Annotated in this window: 23 protein-coding genes and 1 tRNA gene; 14 read left to right on the top strand and 10 right to left on the bottom strand. The window is 38.9% G+C overall.

What is annotated here, in order from left to right:
• Window positions 1-41 precede the first annotated feature (41 nt).
• From ACOKFG_RS08545 to ACOKFG_RS08520, 6 genes are all read left to right on the top strand, one after another.
• Window positions 42-1,238, top strand: a complete 1,197-nt coding sequence (locus ACOKFG_RS08545; RefSeq protein ID WP_298794877.1) for a nitrous oxide reductase family maturation protein NosD — start codon at window positions 42-44, stop codon at window positions 1,236-1,238.
• Window positions 1,235-1,930 carry an ABC transporter ATP-binding protein gene (locus tag ACOKFG_RS08540; RefSeq protein WP_298794827.1) on the top strand — a complete coding sequence of 232 codons (696 nt, stop codon included), beginning with the start codon at window positions 1,235-1,237 and terminating at the stop codon, window positions 1,928-1,930. The genes ACOKFG_RS08545 and ACOKFG_RS08540 overlap by 4 nt, the downstream gene beginning before the upstream one ends.
• A gap of 7 nt (window positions 1,931-1,937) precedes the next feature.
• A complete protein-coding gene (locus ACOKFG_RS08535; protein ID WP_299488555.1) occupies window positions 1,938-2,720 on the top strand; it encodes an ABC transporter permease in 783 nt (260 codons plus the stop codon).
• A 119-nt stretch (window positions 2,721-2,839) separates the two neighbouring features.
• Window positions 2,840-4,558, top strand: coding sequence for a GMC family oxidoreductase (locus tag ACOKFG_RS08530; RefSeq protein WP_422861077.1), 1,719 nt, complete (start codon window positions 2,840-2,842; stop codon window positions 4,556-4,558).
• Window positions 4,559-4,560: 2 nt separating this feature from the next.
• Window positions 4,561-5,274 carry a gluconate 2-dehydrogenase subunit 3 family protein gene (locus ACOKFG_RS08525; protein WP_298794821.1) on the top strand — a complete coding sequence of 238 codons (714 nt, stop codon included), beginning with the start codon at window positions 4,561-4,563 and terminating at the stop codon, window positions 5,272-5,274.
• A gap of 78 nt (window positions 5,275-5,352) precedes the next feature.
• Window positions 5,353-5,436: transfer RNA gene (locus ACOKFG_RS08520), tRNA-Leu, on the top strand.
• A gap of 369 nt (window positions 5,437-5,805) precedes the next feature.
• Here the strand turns inward: ACOKFG_RS08520 and ACOKFG_RS08515 are convergent.
• Window positions 5,806-6,297: a hypothetical protein gene (locus ACOKFG_RS08515; RefSeq protein WP_299488708.1), complete on the bottom strand. Its 492-nt coding sequence runs from the start codon at window positions 6,295-6,297 to the stop codon at window positions 5,806-5,808.
• 230 nt (window positions 6,298-6,527) lie between these two features.
• Between ACOKFG_RS08515 and ACOKFG_RS08510 the strand changes: the two genes are divergently transcribed.
• From ACOKFG_RS08510 to ACOKFG_RS08495, 4 genes are read left to right on the top strand one after another with little or no spacing between them, the layout of a single operon-like run.
• Window positions 6,528-7,427 (top strand): MerR family transcriptional regulator, encoded by a 900-nt coding sequence (locus tag ACOKFG_RS08510; protein WP_299175744.1) that lies wholly within the window; start codon window positions 6,528-6,530, stop codon window positions 7,425-7,427.
• A gap of 20 nt (window positions 7,428-7,447) precedes the next feature.
• Window positions 7,448-8,902, top strand: a complete 1,455-nt coding sequence (locus tag ACOKFG_RS08505; RefSeq protein WP_422861076.1) for a phytoene desaturase family protein — start codon at window positions 7,448-7,450, stop codon at window positions 8,900-8,902.
• A 4-nt stretch (window positions 8,903-8,906) separates the two neighbouring features.
• The gene (locus tag ACOKFG_RS08500) at window positions 8,907-9,746 is read left to right on the top strand and encodes a phytoene/squalene synthase family protein (protein ID WP_422861075.1); all 840 of its coding nucleotides are present in this window, start codon (window positions 8,907-8,909) and stop codon (window positions 9,744-9,746) included.
• Complete coding sequence (locus tag ACOKFG_RS08495) at window positions 9,747-10,196, top strand: sterol desaturase family protein (RefSeq protein WP_299175749.1); 450 nt, start codon at window positions 9,747-9,749, stop codon at window positions 10,194-10,196.
• 2 nt (window positions 10,197-10,198) lie between these two features.
• Here the strand turns inward: ACOKFG_RS08495 and ACOKFG_RS08490 are convergent, their stop codons facing one another.
• The 6 genes from ACOKFG_RS08490 to ACOKFG_RS08465 all read right to left on the bottom strand — a co-directional run bounded on the left by ACOKFG_RS08490 (window position 10,199) and on the right by ACOKFG_RS08465 (window position 16,961).
• Window positions 10,199-10,759, bottom strand: a complete 561-nt coding sequence (locus ACOKFG_RS08490) for a TlpA disulfide reductase family protein (RefSeq protein ID WP_299488714.1) — start codon at window positions 10,757-10,759, stop codon at window positions 10,199-10,201.
• Window positions 10,760-10,763: 4 nt separating this feature from the next.
• The gene (locus ACOKFG_RS08485; RefSeq protein WP_299488717.1) at window positions 10,764-11,324 is read right to left on the bottom strand and encodes a TlpA disulfide reductase family protein; all 561 of its coding nucleotides are present in this window, start codon (window positions 11,322-11,324) and stop codon (window positions 10,764-10,766) included.
• Between the two features lie 76 nt (window positions 11,325-11,400).
• Complete coding sequence (locus ACOKFG_RS08480) at window positions 11,401-13,671, bottom strand: aconitate hydratase (protein WP_422861074.1); 2,271 nt, start codon at window positions 13,669-13,671, stop codon at window positions 11,401-11,403.
• A gap of 99 nt (window positions 13,672-13,770) precedes the next feature.
• A complete protein-coding gene (locus ACOKFG_RS08475; RefSeq protein ID WP_298794806.1) occupies window positions 13,771-14,724 on the bottom strand; it encodes an AAA family ATPase in 954 nt (317 codons plus the stop codon).
• A gap of 4 nt (window positions 14,725-14,728) precedes the next feature.
• Window positions 14,729-16,168, bottom strand: a complete 1,440-nt coding sequence (locus ACOKFG_RS08470; RefSeq protein WP_422861073.1) for a peptidylprolyl isomerase — start codon at window positions 16,166-16,168, stop codon at window positions 14,729-14,731.
• Complete coding sequence (locus ACOKFG_RS08465) at window positions 16,119-16,961, bottom strand: peptidyl-prolyl cis-trans isomerase (protein ID WP_422861072.1); 843 nt, start codon at window positions 16,959-16,961, stop codon at window positions 16,119-16,121. The genes ACOKFG_RS08470 and ACOKFG_RS08465 overlap by 50 nt, the downstream gene beginning before the upstream one ends.
• A gap of 157 nt (window positions 16,962-17,118) precedes the next feature.
• On the opposite strand from ACOKFG_RS08465, the gene ACOKFG_RS08460 reads away from it, so the two are divergent.
• Genes ACOKFG_RS08460 through ACOKFG_RS08445 form a run of 4 tightly spaced genes read left to right on the top strand, consistent with a single transcriptional unit; the run spans window position 17,119 to window position 19,490 of the window.
• Entirely contained in the window at window positions 17,119-17,571 is a 453-nt protein-coding gene (locus ACOKFG_RS08460) for an SRPBCC family protein (RefSeq protein ID WP_422861071.1), read from the top strand.
• Window positions 17,572-17,575: 4 nt separating this feature from the next.
• Window positions 17,576-17,845, top strand: coding sequence for a hypothetical protein (locus tag ACOKFG_RS08455; RefSeq protein WP_299175762.1), 270 nt, complete (start codon window positions 17,576-17,578; stop codon window positions 17,843-17,845).
• Entirely contained in the window at window positions 17,842-18,978 is a 1,137-nt protein-coding gene (locus ACOKFG_RS08450; RefSeq protein WP_422861070.1) for a serine hydrolase, read from the top strand. The genes ACOKFG_RS08455 and ACOKFG_RS08450 overlap by 4 nt, the downstream gene beginning before the upstream one ends.
• Window positions 18,975-19,490 carry an SRPBCC family protein gene (locus tag ACOKFG_RS08445; RefSeq protein ID WP_422861069.1) on the top strand — a complete coding sequence of 172 codons (516 nt, stop codon included), beginning with the start codon at window positions 18,975-18,977 and terminating at the stop codon, window positions 19,488-19,490. The genes ACOKFG_RS08450 and ACOKFG_RS08445 overlap by 4 nt, the downstream gene beginning before the upstream one ends.
• 4 nt (window positions 19,491-19,494) lie before the next feature.
• On the opposite strand, the gene ACOKFG_RS08440 is transcribed toward ACOKFG_RS08445, so the two are convergent.
• The 3 genes from ACOKFG_RS08440 to rimO all read right to left on the bottom strand — a co-directional run bounded on the left by ACOKFG_RS08440 (window position 19,495) and on the right by rimO (window position 23,001).
• Window positions 19,495-21,114: a Gfo/Idh/MocA family protein gene (locus tag ACOKFG_RS08440; protein ID WP_422861068.1), complete on the bottom strand. Its 1,620-nt coding sequence runs from the start codon at window positions 21,112-21,114 to the stop codon at window positions 19,495-19,497.
• Window positions 21,115-21,118: 4 nt separating this feature from the next.
• Complete coding sequence (locus ACOKFG_RS08435; protein ID WP_422861067.1) at window positions 21,119-21,598, bottom strand: DoxX family membrane protein; 480 nt, start codon at window positions 21,596-21,598, stop codon at window positions 21,119-21,121.
• 95 nt (window positions 21,599-21,693) lie between these two features.
• Complete coding sequence (gene rimO / locus ACOKFG_RS08430) at window positions 21,694-23,001, bottom strand: 30S ribosomal protein S12 methylthiotransferase RimO (protein WP_422861066.1); 1,308 nt, start codon at window positions 22,999-23,001, stop codon at window positions 21,694-21,696.
• Window positions 23,002-23,084 lie beyond the last annotated feature (83 nt).

Raw genomic sequence — 23,084 nt, 5'->3', positions numbered from 1 at the left:
CAAAAACACACTCATCCGTATTCCTAGTTTTTCTTTTAGGTATGGTTTGCGGTGTGCGAGCCAAAACCATAACGGTTTGTCCTGACTGTACCGCAAATACCATTAAAAAAGGTATAGTGCTGGCATCTGATTTTGATACGCTTCTAATTAAAAAAGGTACATATAAGGAATTCAATATTCGAGTGAATAAACCCTTAACTATAGTAGGTGAAAACTATCCAATAATAGATGGTGAAGATAAGGGTGAAATCTTTACTGTTATTTCGGATAATGTCACTATAGACGGACTTTTCATTATTAATGTTGGTACTAGTTACACCGAAGATTATGCAGCCATTCGGGTAGTGAAAAGTAAAAACTTCCTCATTCAGAACGTGGTTTTGGAAAAGCTGTTTTTTGGTATTTATCTGGAAAAATCCAGGGATGGTAGAGTTTTTCATAATAAAATCATTGGAGATGCAGTTGAGGAATTCAACTCCGGAAATGGCATCCAACTTTGGTACAGCAAGAATATAGAAGTAGAGCAAAATATTGTGCAGCACGTGCGGGATGGTATTTATCTGGAATTTTCTGATGATATCTTGATCAAGAACAATATCAGCACAAACAATGTTCGCTATGGGCTGCATTTTATGTTCTCCAATAAAGACATCTACGAAAACAATGTTTTCGAGAATAACGGATCTGGGGTTGCAGTAATGTTCTCCAAAGAAATAGTGATGCGAAACAACACTTTTAAAAAAAACTGGGGAGCCGCTTCCTTTGGAATGCTATTAAAAGAAATCAACGATGCCGAAATTAGTGGAAATACCTTTGAAGAAAACACAGTGGGTATAAGTATTGAAGGCTCTAACCGAATCAAATACCAAGGTAATAACTTCCTCAATAATGGTTGGGCCCTAAAAGTTAGGGGAGCCTGCTACGGAAACACATTTTCTGCCAATAATTTTCTACATAATTCTTTCGACCTTTCATACAACAGTAAGCTTAATGACAATCTTTTCAACGGAAATTTTTGGAGTGAATATACCGGCTATGACCTGAACAAAGATGGAATCGGGGACGTACCCTACCGTCCAGTAAAACTCTTCTCCTATATCGTTAATCGCACGCCGGAGACCATTGTCCTGCTGCGGAGTCTTTTTATGGATATTATCGACTTTTCGGAAAAAGTCTCTCCTGTCTTTACACCCGATGAACTTTTGGATGCAAACCCTTTAATGAAACAACTACAATGATACAGATAGATAATCTTTGCAAACGATTTGGAAAAAACCAAGTGCTTCGAAATCTGAACCTGACCATTGAACCCAAGGGAATTGTAGCTATTTTGGGGCCAAATGGCTCGGGTAAAACCACCTTGATAAAATCAATTTTAGGTATGGTGATTCCCAATCAGGGAACCATAACAATTTCAGGTGAGAACATTCGAAACAAATGGAAATACCTTGGCGATATTGAGTATCTACCTCAAATAGCAAACTTCCCGAACAACTTAAAGGTCAGGGAACTCATTCGAATGATCAAAGATTTGCATCAACAACCTTCAAAAGAAGAAAAACTGATATCCCTTTTTGGTTTAGAACCTTTTTTGAACAGAAAACTCTCAACCCTCTCTGGAGGGACCAAACAAAAAGTGAATATTGTCATGACCTTTATGTTCGATGGTCCATTGATTATTTTGGATGAGCCAACAACAGGATTAGATCCAGCAGCCCTAATTCAGCTAAAGCAACTTATTCAGGAAGAGAAATCAAATGGAAAAACCATTCTGGTCACTTCCCATATCATGCAATTTGTTGAGGAAGTAGCCGATGAAATCGTGTACTTATTGGAAGGAAAAATATACTTCAAAGGGAGTATTACTGAGCTAAAAAACCTGACGCAACAAACCAATGTTGAACATGCCATAGCGGCTATAGCATCCTAAAAATCATATGTTTAAGATACTAAAATACAGTTTTTATGACCTCATCCGAAGCAGATGGAGTTATGTTTATTTCCTGTTCTATCTAGCCTTAGGTTTTGTGTTATTGTTCTTGAACAATGATGTTTCTAAAGCCGTCATTACCTTAATGAATGTCATCATTGTTTTGGTTCCGTTAATTGGAACAATATTCGGGGTAATGTACTATTATAACTCAAGAGAATTTACCGAACTCCTATTGGCACAACCCCTGCGACGTACTTCCATTTTCTTGGGACAATTTCTTGGAGTTGCTGGTTCTCTAGCATTGAGTTTGGTTTTGGGATTGGGCATTCCTTTTGTCATTTACGGATTGTTCCGAAGTGATGCCATATTCGATTTTACGCTTTTGTTGATTACCGGTGCCTTTTTGACCTTTATTTTTACCGCACTCTCTTTTAATATCGCACTATCCAACGAAAACAAGATAAAGGGATTTGGTTACGCTGTTCTTTTGTGGCTTTTTATGGCTGTGATATATGATGGGCTTTTTCTAATGTCCTTAATTGTCTTTGAGGAATATCCTTTGGACACCTTTTCTTTGGCCGCAACTATGCTGAATCCGATTGATTTATCCAGAACATTGATACTTCTTAAATTAGATATTTCAGCACTCTTGGGGTACACGGGAGCAGTCTTTAAAGATTTTTTTGGAACGAATAAAGGACTTGTTATTTCCTTTGTCATGCTCATGCTATGGACAATTATTCCAGTATGGAGATTAATTCGTAAAGCGAAGACCAAAGATTTCTAAGATAAGTTGTCATTCAGCTTAAAAATTTGGGGCGACTGTCTTTTTTCTGAGGTTATTGGTCTACAAGTAAGGATATCTTTCTTTTAATTTTCATATTTTGCTAGGGTAATTCACAGCATATGCAAATAATCGAATCTTCCCAAGTCTATGATGTCATTATTGTGGGATCAGGTGCAGGTGGTGGTATGGCCACCAAAATTCTTTCGGAAGCAGGACTTAAAGTAGCCGTAGTTGAAGCTGGGCCCTTTTTTGATCCTGCAGACCCAGAACAAATGACCCAACTTAAATGGCCTTATGAATCGCCTCGTAGGGGCGCAAGTACAACTAGACATTTTGGTGATTTTGACTCAGCATATGGCGGATGGGAAATTGAGGGAGAACCCTATACGAATTCCGGTGATAGCGATTTTAAATGGTTTAGATCGCGAATGCTAGGGGGCCGAACCAATCATTGGGGAAGAATCTCGTTACGTTTTGGTCCAAAAGATTTCAAAAGAAAAGACCAAGATGGTTTGGGTGATAACTGGCCCATTGGTTATGAAGATGTAAAACCATACTACGACAAAGTAGACAAGTTAATAGGGGTATTTGGCACCAATGAAGGACTTCCGAATGATCCGGATGGTTTTTTTCTACCTCCTCCTAAACCTAGACTGCATGAGCTTTATTATATAAAAGGTGCTCGTAAATCCAACATTCCTGTGTATCCCTCGAGAATGTCGATGCTTACCAAGAAGATAAATAATGAACGTGGTGTCTGTTTTTACTGCGGGCAATGTTCAAGAGCTTGTCAAGTCTATGCTGATTTTTCAGCAGGTACGTGCCTTATCTTCCCCGCACAGAAAAGTGGCGGTCAGATAGATCTTTTTGTCAACTGTATGGTACGAGAAGTGACTACTAACCAAGAAGGTAAAGCCACAGGGGTTTCCTATATCAATAAAGAAGACAGAAAAGAATACAAAATCAAGGGCAAAGTTGTTATTCTAGCTGCTTCGGCTTGCAGTTCCGCAAGAATATTGCTCAACTCCAAAAGCAAGCAACACCCAAATGGTCTGGGCAATAGTAGTAACGTAATCGGCAAATATCTTCACGATTCCACCGGAAGCAACCTCATGGGTTTTGTTCCTGAACTCATGAATAGGGACACCTATAACGAAGATGGTGTTGGTGGTATGCATGTATACACGCCATGGTGGTTGGACAATAAAAAACTGGATTTCCCAAGAGGTTATCACATTGAAATGTGGGGTGGTCTAGGCATGCCAAGCTATGGTTTCGGATTTAATCCAAACGCATTGAATAAGTTTTTTGGTTTACCTGTGGGAGGCTATGGTAATAACCTTAGAAAAGACATAAAAAAATATTATGGCTCCGTGGTTGGTATGGCCGGTAGAGGTGAATCTGTTCCCCAAGAGGATAACTATTGCGAAATTGATCATACCAAAGTGGACGAATATGGTATTCCCGTCCTAAAATTCAATTATCAGTGGACAGACCATGAGATAAGGCAGGCGAAACACATGCAGGATACATTTGAGGAAATAATCCATAACATGGGCGGTAAAGTAATCGGTGAAAAAGCTGGGAAAGATAAAAATTATGGCATTTTGGCTCCTGGTGAAATTATCCATGAGGTCGGAACAACTCGAATGGGAGACAACAAAAAAACTTCCGTTGTAAACAAATACCAGCAAATGCATGATGTGGACAACGTGTTTATAGTTGATGCAGGGCCTTTTGTTTCCCAAGCAGATAAAAATCCAACATGGACCATATTGGCATTAGCTTGGAGGGCATCTGATTATATCGTCGAAGAACTTAAAAAGCAAAACATTTAGCCATGGATAGAAGAAAAAGTTTAAAATCTATTTTGTTAGGAGGAGTTGCTAGCGGATTGGCGGTCCATGGATGTAAACCACAATCCGAATCTGTTAGTGAGGAGGTAGTTCCGTTTAAAAGTTTCACCTATGGGAGAACGCCGAAAGAACAAGAGCGTGACCAAGAACTTTTGGCAGAAGTATTTTTCAATGATCACGAAATGGAAACGATAACGGTTCTTTGCGATTTGATTTTGCCAGCTTCTGATGAATATGGCAGTGCAACTGACGCAGAAGTACCCGATTTTATAGAGTTCATGGTCAAGGACATCCCGGAGTTACAGATTCCTATTCGAGGTGGACTTATGTGGCTAGACCACAAATGCAACACCGATAACAATACTATCTTTAAATCAGCCACTGTTGATCAACAAAAGATCATATTGGATACCATCGCATTCCCTGACCCAGAAGTTCCTGAGGAAGAACAACCTTTGGAAGTTCAATTTTTCTCTACAATGCGTAATCTAACGCTTTCTGGCTACTATACTACAAAAATGGGCATTGAAGAACTTGGCTATAAAGGCAACATGCCCAATGTATGGAACGGTGTCCCGGACGAAGTACTAGCCAAGCATGATGTATCCTACGATGAAGAATGGCTGGCCAAATGCGTAGACCAGAGCAAAAGAGCAGTTATTGCTGAATGGGATGAAAATGGCAATCTTCTGACCTAATCGATTACTCATCATAATTTGTTTAAAATCCCTATTGGAACAAGTTAAATTTTAACGATATTTGCCCGCAAATTCTATGCCCACGTGGTGGAATTGGTAGACACGCTACCTTGAGGGGGTAGTGTTCGAAAGGACGTGCTGGTTCGACTCCAGTCGTGGGCACAAGTACTACTAATTATCAGTTAGGTACAAATCAAAGGGGAAGATTAGGGATTAAAACCTATCTCCCCTTTTTATTTTCCACTGGTTTAACCAAACCTCCTTTACTATGGGGTTTAATTCCTTAACCATAAACCTTCGATTTGGTTATATTATCTTAATGATAGTGTAAGATTTTTTCACGATAAATCTATGTTTTTAGCTATACAAAAGTTATATTGTAGGTTCAAATCGACCTCATGAAAAAGCACTTAAAAAATCAAATCTACGGCTCTATTGGGATAATAATCCTTACTGTTTTATTTGTATTCTATAAAATGTGGATGGAAAAGTGACCACTGAATATCTCAAATCAAAATTAACCCATAAGGTCTATTTTGTTTTCTGATAATTGTACTCACTTCTTTTAATCCAATGCTTGGATGCATCGAACTGGACTTCCTTTCTGATGATTAAGGTATCACCTCCAAAAACATAGGTACATCTAATCATTGCCTTTTTATTATCATCTTTACCCTCGTGTTCTGTTTGAATGCTGAGTTGTCCATTTTCCAATTGAATTCGAGAAGTAACCGTCTTTTTGTTCAACAGAGTTCCATTTTTGGTAACCTTGATTTTCTCTGAATTATTGGCTTTCGGTTCATTTGGGTAAATATTATTCAATATCAAGCTATTTTCATCTTTACCCGGTTCAACAATGAGGTTTGCGGCCATGGTAAATGGATTATTCGTTTGATAATCCAAATAAGTAATGCTACCCTCCCAACTACCCACAGCAAGTTTTAAATCTTCCGGAGTAACTTTCATCTGACCATATCCATTCAAAAAAAACAATAACAACAAGCTTTTGACAATTTGTTTCATACTCATGTGCCTTTCTATAAAGATACACGAACCAAGGACTTTTGCCACAAATATTTACATCTTAAAATAGCTAATGACCCAACATACCAATAGCTTTCCAAAGCTCCTTAAGTGTCCATATATATAGCGAATGAAGTCGCCGAATAATAGTAATCTTCACAAATTTTATGACAATTAATTAGGCCAACTCCGATTAAATCGTAAATTTGTTTAACGTTTATATCAAAAAGATGAACAATGTAAAAGCTTCCTTCAGTATTCGAGACATGGAAAACCTGTCTGGAATTAAAGCACATACCATTCGAATCTGGGAAAAGAGGTACAACCTGTTTACTCCTGAAAGAACAGATACAAACATTAGAACTTATAGTATAGGAAGTCTTCAAAAGTTGTTGAACATAACCTTGCTGTATAATAATGGTTACAAGATTTCCAAAATAGCCAAGATTGATGAAGGTCAGATACCGATTATGGTGCGGGAAATTGTTTCCAACAATAGTGAAAAAAGCCATGCCATCAACGCTTTCAAATTGGCCATGGTCAATTTCGACCAAACCCTGTTTTTAAACACGTATAGCAGTCTACTCTCCGAAAAATCATTCAGGGAAATTTTCTCTGACGTTTTCATTCCATTGTTGAATGAACTTGGTCTTCTTTGGCAAACCGATACCATAAGTCCTGCTCACGAGCATTTTATAACTCATTTGATCAAGCAAAAGCTGTACATCAATACAGAAAAGCTTCAAATGTCCGAGCCCACTAAAAAGGATAAGGTTTTTGCACTCTTTTTGCCTGAGAATGAAATTCATGAATTAGGATTACTTTATATCAATTATGAAATTACCCTTAGGGGGTATAAGTCAATTTATCTTGGACAGACCATGCCTATTGATAGTCTGGAAGATTTATTGAAGTATCATGACAATCTCACCTTCCTCTCTTACTTTACTGTTTCGCCTACGAAGGATGAGTTAACCTCCTATTTCGAAAAATTCTCAAACACCTTAAACGCAACCGGCAATTCAAGTCTATATGTTCTTGGTCATCAAATACAATATGTTGACAAAGACAATCTACCTGACAATATAAAAATATTCGAATCTATAGATCAAGTCATCGGTTCTTTGTAACAGCTGTCCCAAATCAAAAAATGAAAAAAGTAATAGTTATCGGTTCGGGCTTTTCGTCATTATCTGCAGCTTGTTATCTAGCGAAGGAAGGCTTTGAGGTGGAACTATTCGAAAAAAATTCTACTGTTGGCGGAAGGGCCAGGCAATTCAAAAGAGATGGATTTACTTTTGACATGGGTCCAAGCTGGTATTGGATGCCTGACATTTTTGATAAGTTTTTCGCTGATTTCGGTAAAAAAACCTCTGATTACTATCAGTTGGACAAACTCGATCCTGCCTATAAGGTTTTCTTTCAAGACGATATCATCACCATTGGTGATTGCATGGACAAAATCTGTGATGAGTTTGAACGTATAGAACCCGGAAGCGCAAGCCAGTTAAAAAGTTTTATCACCAAAGCGCAAGACAACTATGATATTGCGATCAATAAAGTAGTGCTTCGCCCAGGATTGTCCCCCATGGAACTTGTTACCAAAGAGACGGTACTTCGTGTAGACCAATTTTTCAAAACTATAAGCCATGAAGTGCGCAAGCGCTTCAAAAATCCAAAGTTGATTGCGGTTCTGGAATTTCCTGTATTATTCTTGGGAGCAAAGCCAAGTAAAACCCCTTCCTTTTACAGTTTTATGAATTTTGCTGATTTTGGATTAGGCACTTGGCATCCAAAGGGTGGTATGTATCAAATCATCAAGGCTATGAAAGATTTGGCATTGGAACTTGGGGTTAACATGAAAACCGACAGTCCTGTAGAGCAAATTCTAATAGAAAATAGCATTGTCAAAGGAATTAAAAGTAATGGTTCAGAGCATATAGCTGATTTGGTGGTAAGTGGAGCTGATTATCATCATTCCGAAAATCTCCTACCAAAAAAGTTTAGGCAGTATTCCGAAAAATATTGGGATACGCGCACATATGCTCCATCATCATTACTGTTTTATATCGGTTTTAGCCAGAAGCTAAGTAATGTAGAACATCATAACTTATTTTTCGACACAGACTTTAATCAACACGCTAAAGAAATCTACGATGATCCGCAATGGCCTAGTAAACCTTTGTTCTATGCCAATTTTCCATCGGTAACAGATGCTACTATGGCTCCAAAAGGTTGCGAAACGGGTTTTTTTCTGGTTCCTATAGCTCCCGGTTTACAAGACACTCCGGAATTAAGAGCACAATATTTTGACATTGTGATGGATAGGTTCGTCCAACACACCGGTCAGGATGCCAAAAAATCCATTATCTTTAAAGAGAGTTTCTGTGTAAAAGACTTTATTGAACAATACAATTCTTATAAAGGCAATGCCTACGGTATGGCTAATACATTGCGCCAAACAGCCTTTTTAAGACCTAACCTCAAAAGTAGCAAAGTAGAAAATTTGTTTTTTACGGGTCAGCTCACTGTTCCGGGGCCAGGTGTTCCACCATCATTGATTTCCGGAAAATTGGTATCTGATCTGATAACTAAAAAAACGTAAGACCATGAAAACTATTTTTGACCGTGTTTCCTACGATTGTAGTAAAATTGTAACCGAAACCTACAGTACTTCATTTGCCTTGGCAACCAAAATGTTGTCCACCTCTATTCGAAAGGATATTTACAATATTTATGGCTTTGTTCGCTTTGCGGATGAAATTGTTGACACTTTTCACGATTATGATAAGAAAGTGCTTTTCGAAAATTTTGAAACGGCATTGGAAGCATCAATTCAAAATAAGATAAGTCTAAATCCCATTTTAAACTCTTTTCAACATACCTATCATAAATATGATATCCCGCATCATCTTGTGGAGGCTTTCATGAAGAGCATGCGCATGGATTTGACCAAAAAGAAATACAGTACCTATAGTGAGTACAAAGAATACATTTATGGTTCTGCTGACGTGGTGGGATTGATGTGCCTTTGCGTTTTTGTAGATGGGGATAAAAATAAATATGAAGAATTAAAGGAATCTGCTATGGCCTTAGGTTCAGCTTTCCAAAAAGTGAATTTCCTCAGAGATCTCAAAGCAGATTATGAAGATTTGGAACGCACCTATTTTCCAAATACGAACTTGATGGAATTGGATGAGATTTCGAAAAAGAGAATTGTGGACGAAATTAAAGCGGATTTTGAATTGGGATACTCGGGAATTGTAAAACTTCCAGAGCAGGCCAAATTTGGGGTATACACGGCCTATAGGTATTATAAAAAGTTACTTCAAAAGTTACAGAGCACACCACCTTTGGAAATAAAAAACACACGTATTCGTGTTCCAAACTATCAAAAATTCGGACTTTTGGCTGAATCTTATGTGAATTACAAATTACAACTGCTCTAAATGAAAGTTCTTTTTTGGATACTCATTTTTCTGGCCACCTTTTCTGTAATGGAATTTATGGCATGGTTTACCCATAAATACGTGATGCACGGATTTTTATGGAATCTTCACAAGGATCATCACAAAAAAGACCATGATTCTTGGTTCGAACGTAATGACGCTTTTTTTATTTTCTATGCCGTAGTAAGTATGGTCTGTTTTTATTTGGGAGCACAGACTGAATTCTGGTACGGATGGCCGCTCGGTTTTGGAATTTTAGCTTATGGAATTGCGTATTTCCTGGTGCATGATATTTTTATCCATCAACGCTTTAAGCTATTTAGAAATGCCAATAATTGGTACGCTAGAGGTGTTCGAAGAGCACATAAAATCCATCACAAACATTTAGGGAAAAAAGAAGGTGAATGTTTTGGAATGCTGTTGGTTCCCTTTAAATATTTCAGAAAATAGAATTACTCTATTAATAGCTGGTCCAGTAGTTTTCTTATTCTACCTGAATTCCAATTGGCTGCACCTTTTTCATCCACCACTATTTTTCCAGATTTATTGATGACATATGTCGCAGGTATGCTTTTGGAAAAAAACTCCTCTGGAACCTGGGAAGCTCCAAAATAGACTGGTAAATCATAACCTTTTTTGTCCAAAAACTGTTTGACTTCCCCCCCCTCTTCATTGGTGACAAAAACAAAATTTACCTTGTCACCGTAATCCTTATACAGTTTATCAAGGCTTGGTAATTCAGCTACGCAGGGAGGGCACCATGTGGCCCAAAGGTTTACCAAAACCACTTCTCCCCTATTAGCATCAAAATTAGCCCGATTTCCCTCCAAATCAGTTAATCTCCAATCATAATTCGATAAGGTATTTTGCTTATCGGTTTCTATAACCTCCGCACTTCTCGCAAACAGTTTACCCACAAATACCTTTGCATGAAAACCCACGGGGGTAAACACAATTAAAACAATAACCAATATCCAAACGGCATTGCCCAGCTGTTCTTTAGTAAACTTCATACGATTATTCAGCAATCAATTCATCCAATAAATTGTATACCTTGGTCGTACTCCAGTCTGCAATCTTTCTTTTGTAAATGACAATATTTCCTGTTTTGTCAATAAGGTAAGAAGATGGCACCTCTTCCGGATTGATAGGTGTTTTTTCTCCAATAATCAAATACGTCACAGGAAATGTAAATCCATGTTTATCCATGAATTCCTCAACCGGCGGGCGGTTTTCATTGGTAATAATGTAGAAATCTATTTTACCTTTATAAGCATCATACATTGCCTGAATACTTGATAGCTCAGCCTCACTTGGCAATCGCCATGAAGCCCATAGGTTTATGAAGATCACATTGCCTTTAGACTCCTCAAAATTGAAGAAATTCCAATCCGCATCCTTTAGTTTCCAGTCGTAATCCGTGATTTTTTCACGTTTCGCCTCTTCTATAATTGGAGGTGAGGTCGCAAAGAGTTGATTCAGTAAAATTTTGCCATAGTGCCCCATCGGAGTGACAAAAAAGGAAAGCACAAAAAGAATGATGGCAATATTAAAAACGGTCTTTTTACTGATTTTCATTAGTTTAGGGTTAGATTAAAACAAAAAAACTCCTGATGCAATATCAGGAGTTTCTTTGAATTATCCCTAAAGTATTTTAGGCATTCTCTTTTTTAATCACATTTAAGGCAGAACCTTCATTGAACCAATGAATTTGTGATTCGTTGTACGAATGGTTCGCAATAATGGTATCCTTGCTTCCATCGGCATGTATCACTTCTAACGTCAATGGTTTACCAGGAGTGAATTCTGAAATATCAACAAAGTTGAAAGTATCATCTTCCTGGATTAAGTCATAATCATTTTCATTAGCAAAAGTCAATGCCAACATTCCTTGTTTTTTCAAGTTTGTTTCATGAATTCTAGCAAAAGACTTGACCAATACCGCCGCAACTCCTAAATGACGAGGTTGCATCGCAGCATGTTCCCTTGAAGAGCCTTCTCCATAGTTGTGATCTCCCACCACTATAGTACGTATACCTTCTTTTTTATAAGCACGTTGGGCATCTGGAACAGCCCCGTATTCTCCTGTCAACTGATTTTTGACAAAATTAGTCTGCTTGTTGAATGCGTTAACTGCACCAATTAAGGTGTTGTTGGCAATATTATCTAGATGCCCGCGGTATCGTAACCAAGGACCTGCCATTGATATATGATCTGTAGTACATTTGCCAAAAGGCTTAATAAGCAATTTAACCCCTTGAAGACTTTCTTTAGAAATTGGAACAAAAGGATCCAACAATTGAAGTCTCTCAGATGTTGGTGAAACCACAACTTGCACTCCACTTCCATCTTCCATAGGCGCTATAAAACCAGCGTCTTCAACAGCAAACCCTTCTGGAGGAAGTTCGTACCCTCTTGGTTCGTCCAACATTACCTCTTCTCCATCCTCATTGATTAATTTGTCGGTAACAGGATTAAAATCCAGACGTCCTGCAATAGCGATTGCCGTTACCAACTCCGGTGAACCTACAAAGGCAAGGGTATTTGGATTTCCATCGGCTCGCTTCGCAAAGTTTCTGTTGAAAGAATGAACGATAGTATTTCTTGGACCATCGGCGGCCTTATCGCCGTAACGATCCCACATTCCTATACATGGTCCACAGGCATTGGCAAATACTGTTGCTCCAATAGCATCAAAAGTATCTATAAATCCATCCCTGTCGATTGTATAGCGCACCTGCTCCGATCCTGGGGTAATGGTAAATTTTGATTTCGTCTTTAAGTTTTTATCAGTAACCTGTTTTGCCAAGGATGCAGCTCTTGAAATATCTTCATAGGATGAGTTGGTACACGAACCAATCAATCCAACCTCAACATTCAATGGCCAATCATTCGCTTTGGCAGCTTCACTCATCTTAGAAATTGGAGTAGCCAAATCTGGAGTGAATGGACCATTCAAGTGTGGTTCCAATTCATTCAAGTTGATTTCAATCACCTGGTCAAAGTATTGCTCAGGATTCGCATACACCTCCGCATCGGCTGTTAGATGCTCTTTTACCTCTAAAGCAGCATCAGCAACATCAGCTCTATCGGTTGCCCTAAGGTAACGGTCCATGGATTCGTCATAACCAAAAGTGGATGTTGTAGCTCCAACCTCCGCGCCCATATTACAAATGGTTCCCTTTCCAGTACAGGACATTGAGGTAGCACCTTCTCCAAAATATTCGATAATAGCCCCTGTTCCTCCTTTAGCGGTAAGAATATCGGCTACTTTTAAAATCACGTCTTTAGGAGCGGTCCAACCGGATAGTTTTCCAGTTAATTTTACTCCAATCAATTTAGGGAATTTCAATTCCCAAGGCATTCCGGCCATTACATCAACGGCATCTGCACCACCAACTCCGATGGCCACCATTCCAAGTCCTCCTGCATTTACAGTATGTGAATCGGTTCCTATCATCATTCCACCTGGAAACGCATAGTTTTCAAGCACAACTTGATGAATAATTCCCGCACCGGGCTTCCAAAAACCTATTCCGTATTTATTGGATACGGATTCCAAGAAATCGAAAACCTCATTACTAGTTTCGTTGGCTCTTTTTAAATCAGCACTGGCTCCGACTTTTGCCTGAATCAGGTGATCGCAATGCACGGTTGTAGGGACGGCCACTTTGGGTTTTCCAGCATGCATAAATTGCAAAAGTGCCATCTGGGCAGTTGCATCTTGACATGCCACCCTATCCGGTGCAAAATCCACATAGTCCTTGCCACGGGTAAATTGTGTGCTTGGAGCACCTTCCCAAAGGTGTGAATACAATATTTTTTCTGCAAGGGTCAAGGGTTTCCCAGATAGTTCACGAGCTTTTTCGATACGCTCTCCCATTGAGGCGTAAACACCCTTAATCATGTCAATGTCAAATGCCATTCTAGATTGGATTTAAGATTTTTACAATTCGGCTAATTTACTAAAATACCACCGATTTAGGAATTAGAATTTGGCAAATAAGTCGGTTGGATATTGTATTTATAACAATTCTGAAATAATTTTTTCTTCAGAAATGCCTTCAGCCTCGGCTTTATAGTTTTTTAGTATCCTGTGCCGTAATATTCCTGCGGCAATTGCTTTAACATCTTCAATATCGGGAGAAAATTTTCCATGAATTGCTGCATGGGCCTTTGCGCCCAATACCAAATTTTGTGATGCTCGGGGTCCAGCCCCCCAATCCACATAGTTATTTACAAAATCCAAAGACCCTTCCATTCCCGGTCTAGTCTTATTGACCAATCTTACCGCATAATCAATAACATTATCAGGAACTGGTATTCTACGCACCAAATGCTGTACTTCGATAATTTCATCAGCGCTGAACAGCGTGTCGAGCTGTACCTCACTATCCGTGGTTGTTGATTTTACTACTTCTATCTCTTCTGAGATGGATGGGTATTTCAACTCAATAGCAAACATAAAACGGTCCAATTGAGCTTCTGGCAAGGGATAAGTACCCTCCTGTTCAATAGGGTTTTGTGTAGCCAGCACAAAATAGGGCATGCTCAACTTATATTGCTGTCCAGCAATGGTCACAGCCTTTTCCTGCATGGCTTCCAACAGAGCAGCCTGGGTCTTGGGAGGTGTACGGTTAATCTCATCGGCTAGAATAATATTTCCAAAAACCGGTCCTTTGATAAACTTGAAGTTTCTGTTTTGGTCAAGTACTTCGCTACCCAGAATGTCACTTGGCATTAAGTCTGGGGTAAATTGAATTCTTTTAAAATCAAGACCGAGCGTTTGGGCGATTGTATTTACCATTAAGGTTTTGGCCAAACCTGGCACACCGATCAACAAGGAATGCCCCCCTGTATAAATGGAAAGTAAAATTTGCTCAATTACTTCGTTTTGGCCTACTATGACCTTAGCAATTTCGTCTTTTAGGGCCTGGTGTTTTTTTACAAGGTTTTCAACCGCGACAACGTCCGACATGTAGTTATTCCTTTACCCAGTTATTTGCAAAATCGCAGTTTTTATTATCAGTATTTACGTGGATATAAGTGTCTTCGATATGCTCGTTCATCCAATCCTTAATGGCGTTGAATTGTTTCTCCCTTAAAGCCAATTCCTGTATTTTGATGTAATCTTTGGCGAAATCCGCTTTGTGTTCATCATACCGATTGGAGATTTTCATAATCTTGAATTTTGGCGCTCCTCCTCTTTGATCATCTTCACGGATGGGCCTTGAAATCTCTTCATCCTTTAGATTTCTTACTTGATTATACAAACTTGGATCCATTTTTGTCAACTCAAATCTCGAATCAAAATTGATTGGGTTTCTAAGGAGTCCACCGTCGAATTTAGTTTCTTTTTCCTCTGAAAAATTCAAAGCAGCTTCAGCAAAAGTGTATTTTCCGTCCAAAATCTGTTGTCGTATACTGTCTAGTTCTTTAACTGCGGTTTCAATCGCACTTTGCGGTATCTCTGGAATTAAAAGGATATGTCGTAAATCCAATTCTTGTCCTCTTATTTTTTCTATATAAATGATATGATACCCAAAATCAGATTCAAAAGGCTCAGAAATTTCCCCTTCTTGCAAACTAAAAGCCACGTCCTTAAATTCCTTTACAAAAGGGGTTTCTCTAGTCATGCTATAAAATCCACCTTTAGATTTTGAACCAGGATCTTGGGAATACAGAATTGCCTTAACATTAAAACTAGCATCGTTTTCTTCTACATCCTGCTTAATTTGCTTAAGCCTATCAATCACCTTCTGTTTTTCTTCTTCTGGTGCAGTGGGTTGCTTGACAATCTGGGCTATTTCGAGTTCCGCTCCGAAAACCGGCCTTTCATTTTCGGGTATCTTACCAAAAAACTGACGGACTTCTTCTGGAGTCACTTCAATTTCTTCGACAATTTTTCCTTGCATTTTTTCGGAAAGCATTCGAAGTTTGTTAATCTCAAAAAGCTCCGTACGGAAACTTTCGATATCCTTTTTCTTGTAAAATTTCAATACCTTTTCTATGGAGCCTACTTGGGCTGTTAACTGCTGAATCTGTCTATCACTTTGAGCGTTCACCTGATCATCTGAGACCAAAAGGCTATCCTGAACAGCCTGATGGGCATATAAACGGTCTTCCATCAATTTACCCAATACACCGCATCGTGTAAAATCTGCAGTTGATGCACCTTGACTTTTTAAATCAATAAATGTCTTTTCGATATCGGATTCAAGTATCACATAATCCCCAATTACGGCCGCTATACCATCCAACTTTACTTTTTTTATAACCTCCGTTGAGTCGTTCTTATTTAACGATACCTCATCGCTTTCTTGGGCGTTGCCAATCCCAACCACAGCAAAAAACGCCATGGCCAACATCATCTTATTCTTTATTTCCATATACCTCAAATTCATTCTTCTGTGTTGCTTCATCTATAATTTCGGTTTTCAACCTTTTGACATAATCCAACCTTCGTCGATTTAGAATAAGTTGTTTTATATCTGGTGAAATATATTCAAATGGTGCTATATCGTTGACTTCCAGTACTTCTTTCACTCTTCCCAAATATACCCCTAAGGAGTCTTCCAATTCAAAAAATTGTGATTTTTTTAAGTAGTTCGCTTCGTTTAGGGAAGTAAGTGCGGGTATTTCTTCAATCACCCGGGAAGCACTTACCCAAATAGAGTCGTTAAAATGTATTTTCTTGAATTGTACCGCTATGGAATCAAGATAATTTTTATCCGATTCCTCCCAATCCTTCATTTTGGTAATTACTTCATCTTTGTCCAAAAATTGAGAAGGCAGCGTAACAAACCTCAACTGAACCAATTTCTCGTTCAACTTAAAATTATCCTTTTCCCTTTCGTAATACGACCTTAATTGCGAAGTGGTCACTGCAGTATCTTGTGCCTGAAGTACTAATGCTTCAACATAGGCTCTTGTGTACAACTCAGCCCGATAATCCTCGACCAAGCGATCAAACGCCGCCAATTCTTCCTCAGAAAGGTTTATTTTCGATTTTGATAGCAATAACTGTACTGAAGCCCAATTATTTATATAATTGGTTACAAACAGGGCACTGTCTTGAGCAGACATATCATCCCTAATAAGGGAAGCGACATCTTCTTTATAAAGATAGGAATCCCCAACTCTGGCCAAAGGTTCCTTTTCAGCCTTTTCCCTAAAAATGGAACTGCAGGAACCCAAAAACAACAGTATAATCAAACCAATAAAAGGTTTTATATTTTTTTGGAGCATAAGCATTCCGCAAAAATAACAATTACATCTAGGCTCGCAAGTAGGTTGCATTCTCATTAACAGATTTTTAGTAGCTGCACCTACTAACAACATAAATTATTACATTAGTGGAAAACCGGCCAAAATGAAATATATCACAGAAATAGTCATTGACCTTCCTCGCGATGAGTTTCTAAAAAAACTGGATGAACCTGAAAACATGAAACACTGGCAACGCGGGTTGGTCGACTTCGAGTTACTATCCGAAAATCCAACTCAAGAAGGAGCTCAAATGCGTTTACAGTACAAAATGGGGAAACGTGAATTTGATATGGTTGAAACCATATTGAAGCGAAACCTTCCGGAGGAATTGCATACCACTTACGATACCAAAGGAGTCCATAATATTCAGAAAAACTACTTCAAGGAAGAAAACGGAAAAACAAGATGGGTTTCGGAGAGTGAATTTCAGTTTTCGGGATTTGGTATGAAAGTTATTGCCTTTTTAATGCCGGGAGCCTTTAAAAAGCAATCCTATAAGTACTTGGAGGACTTTAAAGCTTTTGCAGAACAAGGCACATCGGTACTAAACACCTAGCGCCATGACAAAACTATTGGATAGAAAAATAAAGTTGATATGGGATTTTAGAGGTCCCAGGGCCGCCAGGACCGCAGAACACTATAGGACTCATCTTGAAGAATTCATAGTGATTGAGGAGTTGAAATTTGATATTACTGGAGTGCACCATTTCAGTGACAGCCATAGCATCGCCTATATGGTAGTTGCTGAATTTGAAATGGAAGAGACTCGTGAAATTCTCAAACCTCAAAGAGGGGAAGTTTATTTAGATGATTTTGATATCAATAAATGAAGGCACCTAAGTCCATTTTTATTCTAATTGCAACTATCTTTTTTACTGGGTGTCAACAAAAAACAACATCAAACCCCTTGAAAAGTGCATTGGCTTCGGAAAGTCCTTTGATTCGAAAAGTCATGGATAGTGTGGACCAATATGAAGTGCAGATTCGCTATACTCAGATTGATCGTAAAAATGACAGTGTCCAATTCACTGATTTTGATTTTCAAGTGGATAGTGACAATTACTTCTACCCCGCCAGCACCGTCAAATTTCCGGCAGCAGTAGCTGCACTGGAAAAACTGAATGAAATTGACTCGCTCAACTTGGACACTCGTTTTTATATTGAAGGGGATTCAATCGAAACAACGTTTGCAAATGCCATTTCGGAGATATTTTCAGTATCGGATAATGCTGCCAACAACAGATTGATTGAATTTTTAGGTCAGGATGCACTGAATACGAGGATGTCGGCAAAAGGGGTAAATCCCATCCGGATAGCTCATCGTCTTTCCGCACCTGATGCAGATAATGTGACCACGAAACCACTCATCATTTATATAAATGATTCTACCACCGCAACGAGCAAGCCAATTATCAATACCTATCAAAAAGCACTTCAATTGAAAAAGATTGAAAAAGGGGAAGGTTTTTATGCTGACGATGAGATGCAAACGGGGCCATTCGACTTTTCAATGAAAAACTACTATCCGGTTGAAGCACAGCATGCCTTGTTAAAGCGCATTATTTTTCCAAAAGCTTTTCAAACAGAAGAACGGTTTAACCTAAGTGCTTCACAACATCAATTTTTGTTGGATGCCATGCACAGCCTACCACAACAGCTGGGTTATGATTCTGAGGAATATTATGACAGTTATGTTAAATTCTTGATGTTCGGTGATTCAATGGAACCTATACCAGAACATATTAAAGTTTACAACAAAGTAGGCTACGCCTATGGTACCCTAACGGATTGTGCCTACATACAAGACGAGAAAAATAATGTCGATTTCATGGTTACTGCCACCATTCTCGTAAACAAGGATGGTATTTTTAATGATAACGTCTACGAATACGATGAAATCGGAATTCCTTTTCTTGCCCAACTCGGCAGGGAGTTATATCAATATGAATTAAATCGCAAATGATGGAAAAACTAACTTTTGATTGTTTCACTAAAAAAGTCTTTATCAAAGCCCCAATGGAAAAATTGTATTGGTGCTGGGGTACTTCGGCAGGCATTACCTCATGGTTTTTGAGCGAGGCGAACTACGTTTCGGATACCGGAAAAAAGCGCGCTTTGGATGAAAACATTCAATCTGGAGATAATTACACCTGGAAATGGCATAATTGGGACGGAATAGAAGCCGGAAAGGTCTTGAAGGCGAATGGAACAGATTTTTTGGAAATCTCCTTTGCAGACAGCAAGGTTTCCGTTTCCCTGGAAAATCATGAGACTGCCGTGCTGCTCGTTTTAAAACAATACGAAATATCCACAGATGAGGAAAGTAAGCTAAACATCCATCATGGTTGCAGCAATGGCTGGACATTTTGGCTGACGAATCTAAAAGCTTTTTTGGAACATGGCATATTGCTCAATGAAACTGAATTTGATTTAAGAAACATTCCTTTATCCGGTTATGAGTTTGTGAACATGTAGTCCATTAAACTTCCAGATTTTCTGAAGATTCTTTCCATTTTCCATTAAAAAGCAAAACCTCGTCAAAATTTATTCCTGCTATCGGTTTGAGCACCTCATTTTCAGCATCCCATTCAATTTTTCTTCCCGTTTTCCACGACAATCCAGCCATATGCGCCGATATTGCCTCTTCAAACCCTTCTTTGATTCCACAACTTAATTTTCCACCATTTTTGATGACACTTAGCCATTCCCTCATATGCAAAAAAGTAGAATCGACCCTAACCCCGTCAATATAAGTCCACATTAGACCTTTATCGGCAAAATATTGTGAAGTAGCTGATGATACAGCATCAGGAACGTTTGCCGCGGGATTATATTGATACATTGGAATATTCGGTCTCAGTTTCTCCCCTTCCAACATATCAGCATACTTGGTTGACGCCATATCCGGCCAAATTGTAAGTTTGTTGCCAAGTTCCATCGTTGCGTCATGGCCCATCAATATCGTCGGTCTATTAAATGAATTTCCCAGGGAAGCACTATAACAAAATGTCATCCCTTGCTCTTTTCCTTCAACTTGACTGCTCCCAGTTGAAAATCTAGGAAATTCCATATTTACTTGAAGTACATCGGGTACATTTCGGCCGTCATTATGGGTGTAAATGCCGCCAGAAGCCGATACGGTATCTGGGATACCCATGTTAAGCACACAATTCAATCTATCATAGTCATGGGTTAAAAGATCTCCGGAAAGCCCGGAACCATAAGCCCACCATTTACGCCACCTAAAAAAATGATTTTTGTTAAACGGAATCTTGGGTGCAGAACCTAAAAATTGTTCCCAATCAATGGTCTGGGCGCTTGCCTGATTATGGATATCATAATTCCAAGCACCATTGTCATCATTCCTATTGGTATTGGTCTGAATAAGTGATACATGACCTAAAATTCCTTTTTCAACGATATCTTTTGCTGTCCTAAAGCTCAAGGTCTGTCTATGCTGATGTCCTATTTGCAATGTGGCCTTGGACTTTTTGGCAGCTTCCCGTAGTTCATAGGTTTCTTCAATGGTATGGGTCATTGGTTTTTCTACGTAGACATGTATATTATTGTTCAAAGCTTCAATGGCCATCGGAGCATGCCAATGATCTGGTGTTGCTATAACGACCGCATCTACATCTCCGCTATGGACCATTTCACTATACGTTGCATATCTTTTGATTTTATTATCAGGAGTTGAAAATGACCTTAATGCTTTTTCTGCCCTTACATCAAAAACGTCACAGACACCGCTCAAACTCACATTGAGCTTATCTTGTCTTAAAAAATCTTCCAATGCTCTGTTATTGGGGTCTTCTTGAGCGACCATTCGCATTTCTTCCTTCCATTCCTCCGTTGCAAAACCCAAAGACCTGCAAAGTTGCTCTCCCCTAATGCCGAAACCTATAATCCCAATTCTAATCGGGTCGCCACCAATTCCTGGGACAGCCTTTGGTAAGGATGGACTAATGTTTAATTGATTTAAAATTTCGGCTCTTTTCTTCTTGCGGTTTACCACAGAAGCAGCTCCGGCCCACCAGACCGCACCTAGAATGGGAAGTCCACCTAAACCTTTCAATAAATCTCTTCTTGTCCAGTTCATCGTTTTATTTTTTAATTAATTTTCGTTTGCGGAAAAGACCAAGTCCAAAAAATCGAGCGGTCGGGTAATTGTAAATTACAATACAAGCCACCAGCTCAATTAAGTTTTTGTTTACCAACCAGTAATTGCCCTCGACATTAATCTGCTGAATTCCAGGAAACGAGGGATGGGCCAGATAGTACAGGCCTAAAAGGCAAATTCCCACCAACGCTCCTTTCTTTTCAAAAATTCCAAGCAAAAATGTAATGCCCACAACCAAAAGTGCGGTCACATTCAAGTTATCTACCCAATCGATAATAGAAGGTGCTGTTAAGGAATAAAAAATGGACTTGAAAGGTCCCTGGGCTGAGGCTAAATATCCAAATGAAGTCCATTCTGGATTATACAGCTTTACAATGCCCTCATATAGGAAGTGCCATCCTATTAAAACTCTTAATAGTGTAATGCTGATTTTGACCTTACGGTCGTGTGCTGTGGTGACCATAATTTGGTGTTTTTGATTTGTACTCAATAAACCAAAGCTACAACAAACTGAAAAGCAGCACTATGACATTTGTCAAATATGTATCAAAAAATAAATTAAGATTGAACGGGTATTCCGTACAGGTCAAAATCAGATGCTTCTACAATTTCAATGTTGGTAAATCCACCAACCTTCACGTAGTGCTGTGTTGCATCGATAAGCACTTCATTGTCTACATCGGGAGAGTCAAATTCTGTGCGAGCTACAAAATGGTCACCTTCTTTGCGATCAACAATGCATTTATAAGTCTTTCCAATTTTTTCTTGGTTGAGTTCCCATGAAATTTGGGACTGAACTTCCATGATCTCATTGGCTCTCTGTTGTTTTACCTCTTCAGGGACATCGTCCTGGAGGGAATATGCATGTGTATTTTCTTCATGGCTGTAGGTAAAGCATCCTAAACGTTCAAAACGCATCTCTTTTACCCATTCTTTTAAAATTTGGAAGTCCTCCTCTGTTTCTCCAGGGTATCCCACAATCAATGTCGTACGTATTGCCATCTCTGGAACCGCGATTCTAAAATCTTCCAACAACTTGGTTGTCTTTTCCTTGGTTGTACCCCTTCGCATACTTTTTAATATGGAATCTGAAATATGCTGAAGCGGAATGTCAATATAATTGCAAACCTTCGGCTCTTTCTTCATCACCTCCAAAACATCCATTGGAAAACCAGTCGGAAAGGCATAATGCAAACGAATCCATTCAATACCTTCAACCTTCGTTAGTTTTTGAAGTAATTCGGCCAAGTTTCTCTTTTTGTAGAGGTCCAATCCGTAATATGTGAGGTCTTGGGCGATCAAAATCAATTCTTTTACTCCCTTGGCGGCCAATTTCTCCGATTCTTCCACCAACTCTTCAATAGGCTTACTTTTATGTTTGCCACGCATCAAGGGAATTGCACAAAAAGAACAGGGTCTATCGCATCCTTCGGCAATCTTTAAATAAGCATAGTTTTTTGGAGTCGTCGTCAATCGCTCTCCAATCAATTCATGCTTGTAATCTGCTCCTAAAGCTTTTAACAAATTCGGAAGGTCCGTAGTCCCAAAATATTCATCCACATTTGGAATCTCTTTTTCCAAATCAGGTTTATAGCGTTCGCTCAAACAACCTGTGACAAAAACTTTATCCACATCGCCTGCTTCCTTTTTCTGAACGTATTCCAAAATAGTATTTACGCTCTCCTCCTTTGCATTAGCAATAAATCCGCAAGTATTGATTACCACAACATTTCCTTCTTCCTCATGAGCCACATCTTTATTGTTGGCCTTTAATTGTCCCATGAGCACCTCTGAATCGTAAACATTTTTGCTACAACCCAAGGTAACCACGTTAATTTTGTTCTTTTTAAGAGATTTCGTACGCATATTGCTATAAGTGGGGTGCAAAAATACAACATGCCAGGGCATTACATCGATTTCACTGAATATTTTTCTAAACCCAACGTTAA

Source organism: Flagellimonas rhodophyticola, assembly GCF_049332665.1.
Taxonomy (GTDB): Bacteria; Bacteroidota; Bacteroidia; order Flavobacteriales; family Flavobacteriaceae; genus Flagellimonas.
This window is presented reverse-complemented; position numbering and strand designations above follow the sequence as displayed.